Origin of the sequence: Marinobacter confluentis, from assembly GCF_004785685.1 — a bacterium.
Classification (GTDB): Bacteria; Pseudomonadota; Gammaproteobacteria; order Pseudomonadales; family Oleiphilaceae; genus Marinobacter; species Marinobacter confluentis.
In genome coordinates this window covers 472,336-489,960 of record NZ_SRPF01000001.1, presented here as the reverse complement: position 1 = coordinate 489,960, position 17,625 = coordinate 472,336, and the positions used below count along the sequence as shown (strand labels likewise).

At 58.4% G+C, this 17,625-nt stretch carries 13 protein-coding genes; 3 read left to right on the top strand and 10 right to left on the bottom strand.

The window, feature by feature from the left end:
• Positions 1-2: 2 nt before the first annotated feature.
• The 10 genes from E5Q11_RS02280 to E5Q11_RS02235 are packed head-to-tail and all read right to left on the bottom strand — an operon-like array spanning position 3 to position 11,972.
• Entirely contained in the window at positions 3-602 is a 600-nt protein-coding gene (locus E5Q11_RS02280; protein ID WP_135801773.1) for a tetratricopeptide repeat protein, read from the bottom strand.
• Positions 589-3,447, bottom strand: a complete 2,859-nt coding sequence (locus tag E5Q11_RS02275; RefSeq protein WP_225314969.1) for a tetratricopeptide repeat protein — start codon at positions 3,445-3,447, stop codon at positions 589-591. The genes E5Q11_RS02280 and E5Q11_RS02275 overlap by 14 nt, the downstream gene beginning before the upstream one ends.
• Complete coding sequence (locus tag E5Q11_RS02270; protein WP_225314970.1) at positions 3,440-5,461, bottom strand: hypothetical protein; 2,022 nt, start codon at positions 5,459-5,461, stop codon at positions 3,440-3,442. Before E5Q11_RS02270 ends, E5Q11_RS02275 begins: the two co-directional genes overlap by 8 nt.
• Before the next feature lie 8 nt (positions 5,462-5,469).
• Positions 5,470-6,057, bottom strand: coding sequence for an AraC family transcriptional regulator (locus E5Q11_RS02265; RefSeq protein WP_225314971.1), 588 nt, complete (start codon positions 6,055-6,057; stop codon positions 5,470-5,472).
• A 16-nt stretch (positions 6,058-6,073) separates the two neighbouring features.
• The gene (locus E5Q11_RS02260; protein WP_404802765.1) at positions 6,074-7,222 is read right to left on the bottom strand and encodes a DUF3570 domain-containing protein; all 1,149 of its coding nucleotides are present in this window, start codon (positions 7,220-7,222) and stop codon (positions 6,074-6,076) included.
• Positions 7,209-7,451 carry a DUF4266 domain-containing protein gene (locus E5Q11_RS02255; protein ID WP_135801772.1) on the bottom strand — a complete coding sequence of 81 codons (243 nt, stop codon included), beginning with the start codon at positions 7,449-7,451 and terminating at the stop codon, positions 7,209-7,211. Before E5Q11_RS02255 ends, E5Q11_RS02260 begins: the two co-directional genes overlap by 14 nt.
• Before the next feature lie 27 nt (positions 7,452-7,478).
• Positions 7,479-7,967 (bottom strand): TlpA family protein disulfide reductase, encoded by a 489-nt coding sequence (locus E5Q11_RS02250; RefSeq protein WP_135802399.1) that lies wholly within the window; start codon positions 7,965-7,967, stop codon positions 7,479-7,481.
• 23 nt (positions 7,968-7,990) lie between these two features.
• Positions 7,991-8,638 (bottom strand): outer membrane beta-barrel domain-containing protein, encoded by a 648-nt coding sequence (locus tag E5Q11_RS02245; protein WP_135801771.1) that lies wholly within the window; start codon positions 8,636-8,638, stop codon positions 7,991-7,993.
• Positions 8,608-9,360 (bottom strand): SH3 domain-containing protein, encoded by a 753-nt coding sequence (locus E5Q11_RS02240; RefSeq protein WP_135801770.1) that lies wholly within the window; start codon positions 9,358-9,360, stop codon positions 8,608-8,610. The genes E5Q11_RS02245 and E5Q11_RS02240 overlap by 31 nt, the downstream gene beginning before the upstream one ends.
• Before the next feature lie 23 nt (positions 9,361-9,383).
• A complete protein-coding gene (locus tag E5Q11_RS02235) occupies positions 9,384-11,972 on the bottom strand; it encodes an HzsA-related protein (protein ID WP_168215592.1) in 2,589 nt (862 codons plus the stop codon).
• A 309-nt stretch (positions 11,973-12,281) separates the two neighbouring features.
• Between E5Q11_RS02235 and E5Q11_RS02230 the strand changes: the two genes are divergently transcribed.
• Genes E5Q11_RS02230 through E5Q11_RS02220 form a run of 3 tightly spaced genes read left to right on the top strand, consistent with a single transcriptional unit; the run spans position 12,282 to position 17,612 of the window.
• Positions 12,282-13,520, top strand: a complete 1,239-nt coding sequence (locus tag E5Q11_RS02230; protein ID WP_135801769.1) for a hypothetical protein — start codon at positions 12,282-12,284, stop codon at positions 13,518-13,520.
• A gap of 13 nt (positions 13,521-13,533) precedes the next feature.
• On the top strand, positions 13,534-16,047 hold the full coding sequence (locus E5Q11_RS02225) for a LamG domain-containing protein (RefSeq protein WP_191964459.1): 2,514 nt from the start codon (positions 13,534-13,536) through the stop codon (positions 16,045-16,047).
• 11 nt (positions 16,048-16,058) lie between these two features.
• A complete protein-coding gene (locus E5Q11_RS02220) occupies positions 16,059-17,612 on the top strand; it encodes a general secretion pathway protein GspF (protein WP_135801767.1) in 1,554 nt (517 codons plus the stop codon).
• The last annotated feature ends 13 nt before the right edge of the window (positions 17,613-17,625 follow it).

Below are 17,625 nucleotides of genomic sequence, written 5' to 3'. Positions count from 1 at the left end.
CTTCAGATCCGATTTTTGGCATCGAATATCCAGTCCTTCAGTCTTGGGTGCGGGTCTTCGGCCATGGACTGATACTGCTCATAAAGCGGCAGTGCTTCGCCAGGCCGACCAAGGTAGATGTCCAGCAGTATGGCAAGGTTCATCATCGCTGGAAGATAGTCGGGGTCTACCGTAAGCGCATCACGGTAAAGCGCCTCCGCTTTTTCAAATTCACCGTTTTGCCGGGCTAAAACACCCAGGTGGTTCAGCGCAACCAGGTGCCCGGAATCCAGCGCCAGCACCGCCTCAAACCGGGCTTTTGCCTCAGCCTGGTCGCCGGCCTGTAATGCCAGGATACCCAGGTTTGCCAGCGGCCCGGTTCGCTCCGGGGCCTGCTGATGAATGGCCTGGAACTGCTGTCGGGCAGCATCTTCGTCACCCGTTTCCATCGCCGTGACCGCCTCGCTGAAATCCTCCTGAAGCGCCTGCTGCGCGGCCTGTTCTGCCTGCTCGCGAGCCGCTTCGGCATCGTCCTTTGGCTCGGACCTGGTCGCACACCCCGCCAGGAAGGCCATGAGGATCAGCATTACCGCAGCCCGCACCGGAACTTTAACCCAGTTCATCGACGACTCCTGTCAGAATTTCCGGCTTGTTGTAACGTCCCGGTAGCAGCTGTTTCAGTGCGTCAAAGCTGCGCCTGACCCACTCATCGTAAATCCCGTTGCGGGTCTGGCTGGCGTTCTGCTCATGGATGCTGATGGCGTTGTCTTCAAACGGGAACGCCTGCTCTTCCAGCAACAGCTCGTATTGCGCCATTTCAAGTTCGGACAGGCCCGGCGGGCGCTCTGAATCCATCAGGTCCTGACCCAGCCGCGCGTAAATATGGGCAATCTGATAGCCCGCCTCGGTGGAAAAGGAAGACACGCCGTAGCCGGAAGTTTTCTGATAGGCCCCAACAGCTTCTTCCAGGGCATCGGTTTTGGCCCGCATGCTCTCGTTCAAAGGCAACGTCAGGCGGATAGCGTTGTAGGACTCAAGCTTTTCCCGGGCCAGTATCACCGACGCTTCCGCCGCCAGGTAGCGCATGCGGTCGTCCGCTTCCTCTGGTGCTTCATCAAATGCCGCCATCTGCTCTCTGAGCCAGAAACGGCGACGCTCGTCATTACCGGTCTGGTCATATAGCCCTGACAGGCTTTTTGCAGCCTCCATGAACTGATCCCGGGGTTGAGGGTAGTTATTGGCGTACCGGCGCCAGGTATCAATGGCCTTGGCCAGGTTGCCGGAGCGCTCGTAAAGCTCTGCCGCAATCAGCAGATTTTCCCGGCGTTCTTCATCGGTGGTGGCCAGAGCGAAGAGCCGGTTCAGTTCGTCCCCCGCTCTCTCCCACTGTTCAGTTTCACGGTAGGCCAGCGCCAGCCTCGCCGGTAACCGGTCAATCTGTTCGTGGTCAGGGTAATCCGCGCGGAACCCGACCATCACATCGATGGCGTCCTGCCAGTGCTCCAGCTCCATCAGCAAGGTCGCCGCGTCGTATTCTGCATTTGCCCGCAGCGCAGCTGTAGGGGCAACAACCCCGACCCGCAGAAATTCACTGACCGCCTCTGCCGTCTGGCCCGCATCTGCCAGGACCTCTGCCTGGCGAAACACCGAGGCGGCCAGACTCTCAACCAGTCCGCTGCGGCGCTCATCGTCGGCAGGAATAAGTTGCAGCGCGTCCTGATAGGCCAGTTCCGCCGTGCCGTATTGCTCAAGTTCAAACAGGCTTCGCGCCAGAAGCAGGCTTGATTCAGCCAGCAATTCCGCTCGTGGGTTGCGGGCGATCAGCTGTTGGCTAAGTTCAACCACCTGCTGGAAACCCTGCTGTTCAAAGCGGTACTGAACCGCGGTAAACAGAACGTCATCCGAGCGTGGATCCAGGGGGAAAGCGTTGGCAAAACGCAGACGGTTCATCTGCTGGAATTCGGCATAACTCCGGTAATCCTCTTCCGGTTCGGCAGGCCAGGTTTTCGCGTATTCCCTAAACGCCAGTACCGAGGCATAGCCAGCTTCCCGGGCGCGCTCTGGCACTTCACCCTGGTATGGGAAATCGTAAGCGACCTGTTCAAACGCCGCGATTGCTTCCGGCCACTGCTCGAGGGCCAGTCTGGCCTCGCCCAGCAGGAACAGCATTTCCGGCGTTTCCGGATGGACTGGGAAGGTATCGGCAAATTCCTCGTAGTAATCGGCGGCCGCCAGGTAATGCTCCCGAGAGGCCTGCCCTGTGCTGTCAGTGGCCAGAGCGTACTGACGATTGGCCAGCTCCGGTAGCAGGCTTTCAAGCTGCTGCTCGATGTACCTCAGGGTTTCCTCGTCCGCCTGGTGCCAGTAGGTGCTGTAAAATCCGTAGTCGCTGACAAACTGGGCCTTGCGATCAACAATCGTGCTGCCGAACCCCGCGGCCTGGAGGGTGTCGATGATGCGGATATGATACCGCGGCGCCCAGGCGCTGAAGGGCCGGGATTCTATATAGCGCTCGTAAACACTGATTGCATCGGAGTAGCGCTCCTGCTCCAGCAGCTGGTCGCCATACCGGTCATAGACCAGCCTTTCGTAGGACTTCTCACCGGCTTCCGCGAACAGCGACTGAAGCGTGCGGGCCCCGTCAAGGTATGACAGAGACAGCCCGAACACCCGGAAAAGGTCCTCGGTCAGGGTCTGGTACTGCTTTTCTATCGAGACCACCGACGTGTCCCCGGGCACCACCAGGTCAAGAACGCTCAGGTAGCTCTGCAACGCCGCCCGGAAATCCTCCTGCTTGAACTGGCTCCAGCCACGCATGTACTGGGCGTTAACCAGAAAGGATTCTCGCCGGCCGTCCGATGAATCGGCGTTGATGACGGTCATAAAAGCGTCTTCGGCTTCGGCATAGCGGTTCTGGCGGAACAGAATATCGCCCCTGCGAAACTGGGATTCCACCCAGAATTCAGACCGGGGGTAATCATTGACCAGACGGTCCAGCGCATCCAGCTGGAGCCCGCGCATACCCCGCAGATCATAGGCCCGGGCGAGCTGGTACAGAATGCGGTCGTTGGTTTCGCCGCCGGGATTTTCGGCCAGCAGATTTTCATAGGCCTCGATGGCACCGGCCATCTCGTCAACAGCGTTCTCGACCAGTTGAGTCTCAGCCCGCTCGAATTCAAGATCCGCCAGGCGGTGACGTACTTCCAGCCGTTTGCCGGGATCCTGTAGCAGCGGCAGCAGAGCCCGGTAGCTCTCGGTGACCTGTTCGCGAGTGATCTTTCTCGCGTCACCAACCGATGACAGCTCGGGCATGGCCGCAGGCTTCAGGCTGCCCAGGGTTCCCGGCTTCGGCGTGTTGTCATCACCTGCAAACGGGCCGGAAATTGACTGGCAGCCCGACAGACCCATCGTCAATACCAGTGCCAGGCACTGAAAATTCTGTCTACCGAACCGGCGCCCGTTATTCATCCGCGCCCTCCAGTCCAGTGCCGGCCGGCTCAACAACGTTAGCTTCCCGCTCGCTGAGGAACAGCTGATCAGCCAGCCGCGCCTGGGCATGGCGGGACGCGCGCAGATAACCAGCAATTTCACGCCGCTGGCTGGCCAGCTCGGTTTGCACCTGAGTCACCAGTTGCTGTCGGGTCTTAGCCAGCGCCTTGTCCAGCATCTGGTCAACCTGAGCCAGCTCCTGCTCTTTACGCCTGATCCGGTCGGCGAATTCATCGAGCCTGGCATCGGAGGCCATCTCCTGTTCCATCAACTGACGCTGGCTGACGAAGGTGTCCATAGCGTCGTCCAGCTCCCGCAGCTGCTTTACGGCGGCCCAGCGGTTCACGCTGAATTCGTCGGCCACCCACCAGTTGAAATAGGCGCGCATGCGCTCGTAGGTTCGGCGCTGTTCGCGGGTACTGTCGTCATCCGGAAGGGACGCGAGGTTTTCTTCCACGCCATCGAGCTGCTGTTTGAGTGCCCGCTGCTCATTAGTCATGAAAAATGCCGCGTCGTTTTCATCGGTGGCCTGCTCAATTCTGCGACGGAACTCGGCCTGCTGGGCGATCCACTGGTCGGCGTCGAGCTCGGCCAGCGCTTCACGGGTTTCACGGATTCGGGTCTCCCGGCGGCTGCGACGGGTATCCAGCATTACATCAAAAGAGGCGAGCTGCCTGCGCCACTGATCGAGAGAATGCTCCAGACGGTAGAGTTCATGCAGGTCCCGCAGCGCCAGTTGAAAAGGCTCACCCGCGAGCAATTCTGCCAGACTGAAGTCCTGGGGCCGCACCTGTACCCGACCATAGGAATCCGTAAGCATGGCGGATTCGCCCAGTGCGGGTTCCGCTGCATTCTGATCGGTTTCACCTTCCCGGATAAATGCCAGGGCGTTAACGAGGCGCTGCTCATCCAGCTCTGCCTGTTCCGCAGACAGCCGCTGATCCAGCGCGACGTAGTGCTCCGCGGCCGCACGATAGGCGTCCAGAGCAGACCCGGGCTGATCCATCTGTTCAATGGTGAAGGCCCGTGCATAGGGAACCTGTTGCAGCCAGGGCGTGAACAGCGGGCGGCTCTGCAGGGTTTCCAGGGCCTGAAGTGCCAGCCCGTTCCGGCCATGCCGTGATGCCGCTACCGCATAGTCGAACAGGGCCTGGTCCGAGAGCATTCCGTCCAGTGGGATATTTTCCAGCACTGCCATGGCCTGTTCAAACTCCCCCTGCCCAAGGTACAGGCGCCCCAGGGATAGGCGCGCCTGTTGTTCCAGAGCCAGGAGTTCATCCGCCGTTGCCGACGGCAGATCGTCCACAGGCATGGCCCGATCGATCAGATCCGACAGGTCGACAATAGCGCCCTCAAGATCCCCTCCCGCGAGCCGTTGCACAGCCCGGTTGTAGCTCAGATACCAGCGCCAGGGGGAATTATCGGGCAGCTGCTCAACAAGGTCGCCAAGGGGCCCGGCGGTGTTGGGCGCGTCATTCTGCCCCAGCAGCCACTGGCCCTTTAAATATAGCCATTCGTGATAGAGCGCTTCGTCCGTGTCTTCCAACAGGTCGCCGTCCACCCGCTCCAGGGCATCGGATGACGCCGCGGCATCGTCTTCCAGCCAGAACACCTTGCCCAGGTAGAACCAGGCCTGGTTGCGGGTTTCCGGGTCGACATCAGCTTCATCCAGAAGGTTCTGAAACAGCGTCTGGGCTTCCCGGGTCATGCCGTAGCCCAGCATCAGCCCGCCTTCCACTAGCAGCGGGTGGTCCCCGTGGCCGGCAATGCCACCCTCGGCATTGGCAAGGTTCAGGCGGGTCAGCGCCTGGAAGAAATTGCCCTGATGGTATTCATAAAGGGCCATACCGTAGCCGGTGTCGCCGGCCCGCTGCGGCCGGTCATCCGCCAGCGCGATGACACTGGAACATCCGATCACAAGCGCACAGGCCACACCCTTGCAGGCTAGCCTGAAACTAAAACCAGTGAACTGGGGACGAAAACAGTCAGCCACGGTTCGCGTTACTCCCACTCAACAATGGCCACTTCCGGCTGATAGTTGGAGGATCGGTCGCGAATGCGCACTTCCAGTGCCGCTGTGCTGGTGCCCTTTTCAAACTGCAGGGTCGCTGCCTGCTTGTAGGCGCGGTTGTCCGGGCCCATGCCCTCTACGAACACAGTCACTTCATGGCTGCCGGTTTTCAGGTTGCCGATGTGCAGGCGCTGCATGCCGCCCCTTTGAAGGGCTTTAAGCTGTCGATCGGTGTAGAGGTGGGACGCCACCGTGTCGTCATTCAGCTTGAGCTTGACCGCGTCCAGCTTCAGGAACTGGCCGGTGTCGAGGCTCAGGAACACCGCAAACTGGGTGCTGGCCGGAAACAGCAGGTCCTCCTCCAGAATGAACAGGTCCCGGTTGAGGCGGATCACCTTTTTCTTCAGTTCTTCCACACTCAGGGCGACCGAGCCTTCCTCGGCGCTTTCATCGCTGGCGTCCTGTGCCGATGCCGGAACCGATGAAAACAGCAGCACACACAGGAAACAGAGGACCTGTCGGTTAATCAGGGTTTGAACAGCGATCAGGCGTTGAACAGTGCGAAGGGTCATCATCATGAGTCGTCCCGACCAGTCAGTATTCAAGTATCAGCGATGCCCGGGTTACAAAGGCATCAAAGGAGTAAAGGGGTTCTTCGCCGGGGGCAAAATTGCCCGATGCGGTGACGTCCCGGAAGTTGTCGTAATCGAAATCGAGCCAATCTACCAGGAGGCTGGCCTGCAGCCGTGAAATCCCGGGCAGCGAGGTCTGCTTCCACTCGTACACCAGCCCGCCACCCAGGGTAATGCCGGAGAAAGAACTCATCTCCTTGTCCCGGGCCAGATGGGTCTGGGAATTTTCGAAGGCGTAGAGGTCGCTGTAGAAATCCGCCTGATCCTGATCATAGAAGCGTGCCTTGCCCTCCAGGGACCAGCGGGGGTTCAGGGCGTGAACGTAGGCCAGCTCGTAGGTATGGGAATCAATGCCCCAGGTATCGCTGAAATACCGGTACTCCGCCCGGATAGACGCTCGGTACGGCAGGTAATACAGGGCACGAGCGGCAAGAGAATAACTGGTCCGGGTTTCCGGGTAACGCTCCGCCTGGTAGCCATAGCCCCTATCGCTTCCATCCAGATAACGGTTCTGCCGATAGGGGTTCTGCAGGAAACCTTCATCGGTGACCACTTCAAAATCCAGGCCCACCAGGCTGTTTGCGGTAACAACCTGGCTCAGACCGAACTGGTAATTGCGGCGATCTGCCTCCTCCTCAAACGAATCGTTGCCCCTCTGCCCGACTTCATCCCAGCCGTTGGCGTAACCCAGAGTGATGGTGGACATGCCGCCAAAAAACTCCTGGCTCACAGAGAAATACACGGTGTTGGCTTCGTAATCATTTTCCGAGCTGTTGGTGTAGCCCAGGCTCAGAATGGATCGTTCGTACAGATAATCGACACCGGCGGTCACTTCGGTGCGCTCTTCGGTGTATTCACTGGCGGTCGCCAGCACGTCCACCGACGCCGCAGACACCGAATCCACGTAATACTGGCCGGACACCGACCACTGAGCGCCAACGTTCTTGCGCACCAGCACCGAAGGCCCATCAATTGTCATGCCGCCACCTTCATAGCGGTGATACAGCAGATCGACGTTGTCTTCAGGCAGGGTTGCCGCCTTTGCCCAGGGGCTGACCAGCACCACCATTAGTACAAACAGCCAGAACCCGGGCCGTTCAGTTACAGCCACAGCCACCTCCGGACCCGCCTTCAGAACCACGGGACGACTCCCGGGACTGATACACGTGATGCATGTAGGAACTGGCCTTGCCGTGGCGGCTCAGGCTCATCACCGGGTCGGCGAGTTTATCCCGCTCATAGGGCTTCACCCAGGGCTCGATGTTGCTGCAGCCTGAGGTGGCAAGCAGAGCCAGCACAATGGCCGTAGCCGGCAGAGCAATTTTCAGGAACCTGAACATGGGATGTCTCCTCTCACCAATACGGGATTATTCCCGCACCAACTGGCGAATCTGCTTTTCATAATCGTCTTCGTAGCCGGGCTTGTAGCCGTAGTGCAGGAAACGGGCATTACCGTTCCGGTCGATCATCACGGTGGTGGGCATGGCCTGAACGTTGTACTGCTCGCTGACCTGGCTTTCCGGGTCATAAAGAATCGGGTAGTTCACCGGCACCTTGTCCAGGAAGCGATGGGCTTCCTCGCGGTTTTCATCGACGTTAACGGCCAGTACGGTAAAGCCGAGATCCTTGTACTGCTCATAGATGTCGTCCATCAGCGGCATTTCCTGACGGCAGGGACCGCACCAGGAGGCCCAGAAATTCAACATCACCACCTGCCCGCGAAAATCCTCCAGGCGAAGGTTTTCACCGCTCCGGCTTTTCAGGGTGAAATCCGGGGCAGGCTCATTCAGTTCCTTTGCCTGGAGCCCTGCCGCACCAGCCAGCAAACTGATGGACAGAAACACTTGAAGCATCATCTTGTTCATGGGCAACTCCTTTATCAGAAAAAGACAGACAGACCGGCGCTGACTTCGGTATTCATGGAAAGTTTTTCCTCACCCAGCACATCAATCCGGTAGAGGTGTTCGCGCACCACCAGTTGGATCGCAATGCTGTCGGTCAGCAGTACCTGATAACCGGCGCCGGCGTTGGCGGTATACCGGGTATCGCCGGCAAAGTCCGTCGCGCCGGCGCCGCCAATCAGATAGAAATTGGTATTGAACGCATAGTTTTCAGTCAGGAAGGCTTCACCAGGCAGGATATTGATCCCCAGGTTAACGTTGTAATAGGTGTATTCCCGGTCTTCATCGGATAAAACCTGTACATTGCCCGCCAGCTTCTCGAAACTGGTTTCGCCCCCTTCCGCAAAGCCTACATTGGCCTCAAAAAAGAAGCGTTCGCTGAGGTGATAGGTCAGCTTACCGCCCCAGAGAAAAGACGATTCGAAATCCTCGATGTTCATGATTCCTGAAAAGACCCCGATTTCGAAATTCTCAGTGTCTATCAGGGCTTCATCCACGGGCTCGGGCTGAACATCCGGCTCGATCAGGGGGCGTTCATCTTCCTGGGCGAAGGCTGCGGTGCTGACTATCGCCAGCCCTGCCATAAAGGCCCCTTTCAGAAAAATATGCTGAGTCCGATTTTCCATTCCAGTGCTTCTTCGTTGGTAGCCCGGCTGGTGAAGATCTTGTAGTCCTTCACCTCTGCCCGGATAAAGTAGTTGTCCGTCACGTAGGCGCGAACCCCAAGGCCGGCATGGCCGATGCTGTTGTCCCGGTCTTCCGGCACTGCCAGCGTGGATTTTGGTTCAATAAAAATATGACCAACTCCCAGCGTCACAAAGGGTGAAATCCGCCACTGGGGAAACGGCTGATGAACAATATTCGCGTTGAACATGCGAATTTCAGAAGCACTGCCCAGTATCTGGGTCGCCCAGAGTTCCGTCGACAGGTTCTCGGTCATCAGAAATCCACCGTAAACGGCCGTGGATGCGGCTTCCTCAAACTGGCCCATGAGCAAACCCACTTCCCAGCGGCGGCTGTCAAAATCATCAAAGCTCGGCTCGTTCAAAGTGACCTGTTCGCCCGAGCCATCCACGGTTTCAAGCACATCGTCCACGTGCACCCAGCCTTCCCTACCCTTGTCGTCCGTGACTTTCAGCCAGGCGGTCTTGCGCTTGTGCAACGTCAGCCACTCGCCTTTTTCGCTGGTGTGAAACACCGGATAGCCCGCCGCCGGCCCGGTGCGCCATTCTATAAACGGTTTTGCAACCTGAACCTGCGGTTGCGGTTCACCGTCATCGCCCCAGAACCAGTTCGCCGAAGCGACAAGCGGGAGGCACAGCAGGAGCAGACAGAGGGCGAATCGCATAGTCAGTTGTGTTTCGAGTCCATTCAGTCCGCCGGAGCGTCAAAGGGGTTGTTGTAGTACTGGCCGCCGATGTCCAGCCATTCTGAGATCAGGCGCAGCTCGGCGGGGGTCAGGAAGTCCTCGTGGTCGCCACCGGCGCGGAACATATTGAAAAACCGATTGCTGGCCTGGGCGCCGTTAACATTCATGCTTGGCGGCACGTTGATCGGCGCAAGAATCGGAATCTCATCGCCGTTTTCGTCCAGGATCGGTTCGCCAGTCTCATCATCACGCAGAATCTCGCCGGTTGGCTCAAGTTCGTCCACCAGTGTCGCGCCATCCAGGATCTGGCGGTTATCATTGAACATCAGCTCGCGATAGGCCTTGAAGTGATCCGGCTCGTCCGGTGACGGGCCATTACTCAGATCCAGCTGGCCGTCGGGCACCATCGCGGCTTCCGCGGCATCCTGATTGGAATGGCATCCGGTGCAAGTGTAGTCGTCAATCTGCTCTTCTGCTTCATTGAGCACAGGCCGATTGAGGTCCCAAAGCGGATGAATATGATCCTCGTAATTGATAACGATGCGACACGCACGGGCCCAGTTCTCTTCACATTCGGGCAGGATGGGATCCTCTGTTCCAAGGTCGGCGTACGATAGGGTAAAGGGCGTGCCTGGTGTCTCTGCGACGGCATCGGTCCATTGATCCTCATAGATCAGGTTCGGGCTCAGGGTGCGCGTGCCATTGATACGCGCCCAGGTCTGCGCCATGGTGTCACCCATATCGACCAGTCCAGGTTCAGTGTTTGGAAAGGGTACGCCGGTGGTAGGCGCGCCATCGTAGACAGATGGCGGTGAGGCATCTGGTCTGCCGTGGGGGACACCACTGCCCGGATTGTGGCATCCGTTACAGGTAACCGTTTCACCTGCCCGCAGGTTGAGCCAGTTCTGATGTCGCGCACCGATGCGCTGACCCTGGTCATCCAGGACGCTGATAGCAAAGGCCACATTGGCAGGAACGGCAACCCGGACAGACCCATCCGGCTCAATGGGCACATAGCCCAGGATTTCCCGCATGGACTGGTTGGCGCTGCGCCCGAAGGCCGTATTGTCAAAATCACGAACTTCCTCACCGGGGATGGACACGGGTTTTTCGATCCTGAGGAATCGCACCGGCAGGTTATCAGGGGAGCGCTGCCCAGGGTCCGCGGTCTGGGCAATACCCAGAGGCGATGTGTCTAAACCGTCAACATCATAAACACTGCGAATTTCCAGCACGCCGTAGCCATCATTTGCAAGCGCAGCCTCTTCATCGAAATACTGGGCTTCCGGAATAAAATCCGGCAGCGAGCGCTGCCGCAGCAACACGGCCTCGTCAAACTGTCGCCCTTCCGCCGGTCGCTGGATCGGTCGCTGGGTTCCGGTGGCGGCATCCAGCAGCCAGAGCCCGTAGACCGGCGGCGCCGCTTCATAAGCCGCTGACGCAACCCGGTCTGCAGTGCAGTTGACAATCGTACCGTCGCCGTTCACCAGCCGGACACGACAGGGGCTCCAGCTCACCAGGTAGCGGTTGGACCCATCCAGCAGCGGGGACACCGAACCGTAGTTACCGCCCAGCGAAATGCCGTCGCCAATGCTCAGGCCGCTGACTAGAGCCCCCTGCCCTGAACCCGATGATCCATCCACGGCAAGATCGGCTTCGACAAAACCAGAGGTGTCGACAGTCGTCGGGATCGCAGCAAAATCATCAGATTCCAGAGGGCGAAGTTCCGTCAGAATGCGACCTGTGTCTGTCAACCGCGGTCGCAGATACTGCACGGCCGTGTCACCACTGACGGAATCGTGGGAGTGGCGGCCGAATACATAGCTCAGCCCGGTACCGTCGGGGTTAACCTGGTAGAGGTTGAATCCGTTGTTCTGGGTCTGGCCGGCGTTGTCCCAGCGGCTGAACAGGATCTTGCCGTTGTCCTGAACCAGTGGGTCCAGGTCGTGGCTCTGGTTAAAGGTTATCTGCTGAATGTTTTCACCGTCTGCATCCATCACGTGTAGCACAAAGGCCGGCACGTCACGTTCTTCCTCCAGCGCCGCATACTGGGGCTTGCCCTCGTCAAGAAGAATGGCGCGAGAGGCGCGCTGACGGGTGGTTGAAAACACGATGCGACCATCTGGAAGATACGCCGGCGCGATGTCCTGCCCTTCTTCCGCCGTCACATCTGACGAGATCAGGCGGGTGAGGCTGTCATCGGTGGTATCGTATTCCCAGATATTCCAGGTCGGCTGGTCTTCCTCATCGGCGCCCTCGATCTCGGGCGCCCGCATGGCAAAAACCACACGGGTGCCATCAAAGGAGACATTCAGGTCCTTGACGTCGTAACGCAGAGGGCTGGTAAAAGCGCGGGATGAAATATCTCTTGCCGGCGCATCGGGGGCAGCCGAGTTCTTCAGGAACAGGCGGGCGCCAGGACGGAAGCCAGCCGGTTCGGCAATATTGTCGCCAATCAGCATGCCGTTATTTTCATCAAACAGCAGCGGCCTTTCCACGTACATCAACGGGTTTTCAACAACGACGGGATCAGTGGCTGCTCCATCGCCGCCGGTGCCCGCGAGACAGCCGGTCAACAGGGCGGTGGCCATCAGTCCTGGCAACCATCGGAAACCGCAGCCCAGAAACCGCGAAAAAACCTCGCCATCAGGCCACGCAAGCAGCCTGGAGGTAATGATCGTTTTTGTGTGGTGTAAATTCACCGTCAGCAACCCCTTCTCGGTCCTGAACTCCTTTTCATAACCTAATCCCAGTGGTTGCCCGCGCTCCAAAGCTTTTACGTAACGCTATGTAATAACGTGGCCTGGCGCTCAAAAGCACATGGTAGAGCTCGATTAAACTTTAAACAAATGTAAAATCAGACTAATGTGCGAAAGCTAACGATATCAAGGGAAGCGACCATGGCAGCCTTTAACGCGACCAGGCAACTGGTTTCAAGGACTATAGCGGTATCCTTTTTCCTGGTCATCTTTGCCACTCAGGCACCTGAGGCAGGAGCCGGCGCCAGGGAACAGGCCAAACGGATTCATGATCGCATCGCCGGAGTGCCTCCCTCCGCCGAAACGCTTCAGGAAATGGAGGACCTGGTTCGAAACGGCAGCGCAGTGGCAGCCGCTGAAATCGCCCTTGAAGACCCCGCCTTCTACGATGTCACCCTGAAAAACTTTGTCGCGCCCTGGACCAACGAGGCCATGTCACCGTTTGTGCCGCTTAACGACTACACCGCCACCGTAATTGGTATCGTTCGGGACAACCGGGATTTCCGGGAAATACTCTACGGCAACGTTCTCTACAAGGGGCACAGTTCACTTGGCCTCACAGGCTACTCGAACACGGACAACAGACACTACGAAGAACTCGAAAGCTCCGGAGAAAGCCTGAGCGACCCCAACGTTCTGGTGGCCACGACCCAGTCTGCCGAAAATCCGGAACTTCCCGGTACTGCCACAGCCGGTGTTATGACCACCCGCGCCGCCGCTAAAGCCTTTTTCAGCGCCGGTACCAACCGTGCCATGTTCCGCTTCACCCTACTCAATCACATGTGTAACGACCTGGAACAGGTGGCAGACGTGTCGCTGCCGCCGGACCGCATTCGCCAGGACGTGTCCCGCAGCCCGGGTGGTGACAGCCGCGTGTTCCTGAATAACTGCGTTGGCTGCCACACGGGTATGGACCCTATGACCCAGGCCTTTGCCTACTATGACTACGAATACGACGGTGATATTGAGACCGGCCGGCTGATCTACAACGAGGTCGGTGAAACCGGCAGCACCAGCCAGGTCCAGAACACCCGTGTGATGCCCAAATACCATATTAACGGCACTACCTTTGAGCAGGGTTACCTGACCCCGGATGACAGCTGGGACAACTATTGGCGATCTGGCGCTAACCGCCGACTGGGCTGGGACAGCGGCCTGCCAGGCTCCGGCAGCGGCGCCAAAAGCCTCGGGCAAGAATTCGCCCATTCAGATGCGTTCGCCCAGTGCCAGGTCAAAAAGGTGTTTCGCAATGTCTGCCTGCGCGATCCAAGCGACAGCAACGACCGCGCCGCAGTCAACAGCATGGTGTCGATCTTTCAAACGGGTCACAACCTGAAAGACGTGTTCGCCGAATCCGCCGCCTACTGCAAGGGGGTGTAAAAGGATGATAAACATGACCCGTTATTCCGGAATCTTTACCTCCCGAGCACTCCCGACGCTTCTGGCGTCCATGCTGTTTCTGGCTGGCTGCGGCGGAGAATCAACCGAGCAGTTGCCTAACGACGGTGCTGACAACACCACCAGCAGCTACAGCGGCCCGATACCGGCCACTGATGATGTTGCCAACTTCAAGCGCGAGTTCTGGGACAAGCTGAGGGAACAGCCCGGGGGTTGCGGAGACTGTCACAGCAACGCCGGCGGCCAGTCCCCAAAATTCATGAATGAAGATGATATTAATGCGGCTTACGCGCAGGCCAATACCGTCGTAAACCTGTCTGAGCCGGCCCAGTCGCCGATGATCGCTAAAGTGGCGGACAACCATAACTGCTGGGCGTCCAGCACAAACGTTTGTGTGGATATACTGACCACGTACATTGCAAACTGGGCGAACAATTCTGAAGGCTCGGTAAAAACCGTCGAGCTTAGCGCCCCTGAGATAAAAGATGTGGGCAATACCCTGGCCTTTCCGGAAACGTCCAGCGCATTCGAAACCCACATCTATCCGACGCTCACCGAATACTGTAGCGATTGCCACACAGGCAACGGGCAGACCCCTTACATCGCCAGTGCGAATCCGCAAACGGCTTATGAACAGGCCAAAAGCCGGATTGACCTTAACGACTCTGCAGACGTCACCCTGGACGAAGCGTCATCCCGTCTGGTGGAGCGCCTGCGGGACGACCAGCACAACTGCTGGGATGCGGACTGCGACGAATCTGCAATGACCATGCTCGCCGCCATCCAGAACTTTGTGGCCACACTTGGCGAGCCGGAACCGATTCCGGAGAACCTGATTGTCAGCAAGGCACTGACGCTGAATGGAGATGGCCTTGAAGCCAACTCCGGCGGCCGTTTTGAAGACAACGTGATCGCGCTCTATGAATTTAAAACCGGTGAGGGCCAGACGGCCTTTGACACCAGCGGTGTTCTCCCTGCTCTCGACATGACCCTCAGCGGCAACGTGGGTTGGGTTGGCGGCTGGGGCGTGGAGTTCGGACCGTCCTATCAGGAAGATGGGGCAACCATCCGCGCCGGCAAGGCTCAAGGGTCTACCGACGACAGCAGCAAACTGCATAATCTGCTGACAGCCTCTGGCGAATACAGCATCGAGGCTTGGGTAGTGCCCGGCAATACCGTTCAGGAAGACGCACGCATCGTCACCTATTCAGGCAGTGCGACGGCCCGCAACTTTACCCTGGGCCAGACCGAGCAGCTGTACGATGTTCTGCATCGAAGCACCACCAGTGATCAGAACGCGCCCTTCTCAACAGAAAACAATCCAATGCTGCTTCAGGCAACCCTGCAACACGTCGTGGTCAATTATTCACCGGGCAAGGGCCGTGAAATCTTTGTTAACGGCCAGCCCACCGGGGACATTGACCCGGATGAACCGGGACTGCTGACGGACTGGGACAACACCTTCGCCCTGGTTTTTGGCAACGAAACCGATGGCAATTCGCCCTGGGAAGGTGCCCTTCGTATGGTCGCCATTCACAATCGCGCGCTCACACCAGAACAGGTTCAGGCCAACTACGATGTGGGCGTTGGCCAGAAATTTTTCCTGCTGTTCAGTGTGTCTCATCTGATTGACGGCATGGAGCAGAGCTTCATCGTATTCGAGGTTAGCCAGTTCGACAATTTCAGCTATCTGTTTTCGAACCCGTTCTACATCGACCTGGACGACAGCAAAACGCCTTCCGGCGTCAGGATTCAGGGTATGCGCATCGGTATCAACGGCCGCGAACCGGCCGTGGGCCAGGCATTCGCCAACCTTGACGTCACCCTGGGCAGTCCGGAATACCAGCCTGGCTCCGGTCAGCCGCTTTCACCGTTTGGCACGGTGATTGGGCTGGAAAACGGGCCGGACGTTGACGAGTTTTTCCTGACCTTTGAAAACCTCGATGGCAATCGCGACGTTCGCGTTGAGAGTGATCTGGGGCCCCAGCCTGAGCCTGCAGATCTCGACCAGGTATCGACCATCGGTATCAAGACCTTTGACGAAGTAAACGCTTCTATGTCTCGGGTAACAGGGATCCCGACCACCGAGCCTCGCATCTACGAAACCTTTATCAAGGTCAAACAGCAATTGCCGACCGTTGAAAACATCGGTGGTTTCCTGTCGTCTCACCAGATGGCGATTACCCAGATGGCGATTCAATACTGCGATGTGCTGGTGGCCGATGAGGGCCGTCGCAATGCCTTCTTCCCCGAGTTCGATTTCTCACAAAATGCCGCCACCGCGTTCGATGACATCGGCCAGAGCCAGGTCACCGGCCCACTGCTAACGGCATTTGTAGGTGTCGATCTGGACACTCAGCCTGCCAACCTGGACATTGAAGACGAGCTGGGCAGCCTGATGGTGAAGCTGTCTGAATGCGGCGGCAGTTGTCCGGACGGGCGAAGCGAAACCGTGGTCAAAGCAAGCTGCGCGGCTGTTCTCGGCAGCGCCGTCACACTGATTCAGTAGGGGACTTGAACATGCTTATCAAAACCCAGCGTAAACGCGCCCTGTCGCTTGAAGAGCCTCTGCTTCACCCGGATCATGCCAGGCCGAAGACCCGGCGGGAATTCATTGCCCAGGGCTTTATGGCCGGCGCGGCCACCCTGTCTACCGCGGCCATGTTCAACCTGCTGACACCGGGCAGAGCCATGGCACTGTCTGAGGATCTGGAAAACCGGAAAGGGGACTGCAATATCAGCACCCTGACCGGCGGCAAGGTGCCCTTTATCTGCTTTGACCTGGCCGGCGGCGCCAACATGGTTGGCTCCAACGTGCTAATGGGTAAATCCGGCGGCCAGCTCGATTTTCTGAGCACCGCCGGTTACAACAAGCTGGGCCTGCCCGGCGACATGCTGCCCAACCAGCCGCAGTTCGTGAACCAGGAGTTCGGCCTGGCCTTTCATTCCGACAGTGGCTTCCTCCGCGGCATGCAGGACAGTACCTCCATCGGTGCCCGGGCGTTCATTAACGGCGCGGTCATTGCGGCTCGCTCTGAAAACGATACCGGCAACAATCCACACAACCCCATGTACGGCATTCTGAAAGCCGGCGCCGACGGCCAGCTGCTGTCACTGGTAGGTTCCCAGAGCTCCGAGAGTGGCGGCAACTCCATGGCACCCATGAGCCTGATCAACCCCAAGGCCCGGCCTACCAAGGTGGACCGCCCTACTGATGCCACCGGGCTTGTCGACGTGGGCGACCTGACAGCGATCCTCAACCAGTCGGATGCAGTGTCTGTACTGGAGTCCATTCGCAATATCAGCCTGGACAAGATCAATCTGGCAACCGTCAATACCGGCCTGCCCAATGACGCAGAAATCAAAAGCCAGGTGGACTGCAGCTACATCAAAAGCGCTTACCTGATTGAAGAGTTTGGCGACCCATCGACCGTCGACCCGGCTCTGGACACTGACATCGTCGGGGCCTCCGGCATCTTTACTGACGCCGAATTTTTTGCCAACAACCGACAGGCCCGTGAGTTCCGCAAGACCGCTTCGGTGATGAAACTGGTGCAGAATCGCTACGCCGGCGCCGGTACCGTCACTCTTGGAGGCTACGATTACCACACTGGCGAACGCGCCACGGGCGAAGACCGCGACTATCTCGCGGGCCGCTGCATGGGCGCCTGCCTGGAATACGCACACCGCGTGGGGGCCCCACTGATGCTTTATGTCTTTAGTGACGGTTCGGTATCAAGCAATGGTCGGATTGATGACAGTGAAGGCGGTCGCGGCAAAGGTGAGTGGACGGGCGACAACCAACAGACGGCGGCGTCTTTCTACCTGGTGTATAACCCGACCAGCCGGCCCGTTGTGCGCAACCAGCAGATCGGCTACATGCGTTCCGATGCCTCCGTGGAGACGGCCTCCAGTCCGGCTGCCAATAACGTAAACCAGCTGGTGCAGACGGTGGTGCTCAATTACATGGCCCTGAACAATGAGGAGGGGCTGTTTGAGACAACAATGGCCGGCCACGGCCTGGGTGGCCCATCCAGCCGCGACAGACTGGTCGGCATCGAACCGATCGTCTGAAGCGCTAACCGGC

What these genes read in the sequence shown, in the direction of transcription:
- E5Q11_RS02280 (WP_135801773.1), bottom strand. Translation starts at nt 602, where the DNA reads ATGAACTGGGTTAAAGTTCCGGTGCGGGCTGCGGTAATGCTGATCCTC.
- E5Q11_RS02275 (WP_225314969.1), bottom strand. Translation starts at nt 3,447, where the DNA reads ATGAATAACGGGCGCCGGTTCGGTAGACAGAATTTTCAGTGCCTGGCA.
- E5Q11_RS02265 (WP_225314971.1), bottom strand. Translation starts at nt 6,057, where the DNA reads ATGATGATGACCCTTCGCACTGTTCAACGCCTGATCGCTGTTCAAACC.
- E5Q11_RS02255 (WP_135801772.1), bottom strand. Translation starts at nt 7,451, where the DNA reads ATGTTCAGGTTCCTGAAAATTGCTCTGCCGGCTACGGCCATTGTGCTG.
- E5Q11_RS02250 (WP_135802399.1), bottom strand. Translation starts at nt 7,967, where the DNA reads ATGATGCTTCAAGTGTTTCTGTCCATCAGTTTGCTGGCTGGTGCGGCA.
- E5Q11_RS02245 (WP_135801771.1), bottom strand. Translation starts at nt 8,638, where the DNA reads ATGGAAAATCGGACTCAGCATATTTTTCTGAAAGGGGCCTTTATGGCA.
- E5Q11_RS02240 (WP_135801770.1), bottom strand. Translation starts at nt 9,360, where the DNA reads ATGCGATTCGCCCTCTGTCTGCTCCTGCTGTGCCTCCCGCTTGTCGCT.
- E5Q11_RS02235 (WP_168215592.1), bottom strand. Translation starts at nt 11,972, where the DNA reads ATGGCCACCGCCCTGTTGACCGGCTGTCTCGCGGGCACCGGCGGCGAT.
- E5Q11_RS02230 (WP_135801769.1), top strand. Translation starts at nt 12,282, where the DNA reads ATGGCAGCCTTTAACGCGACCAGGCAACTGGTTTCAAGGACTATAGCG.
- E5Q11_RS02225 (WP_191964459.1), top strand. Translation starts at nt 13,534, where the DNA reads ATGACCCGTTATTCCGGAATCTTTACCTCCCGAGCACTCCCGACGCTT.
- E5Q11_RS02220 (WP_135801767.1), top strand. Translation starts at nt 16,059, where the DNA reads ATGCTTATCAAAACCCAGCGTAAACGCGCCCTGTCGCTTGAAGAGCCT.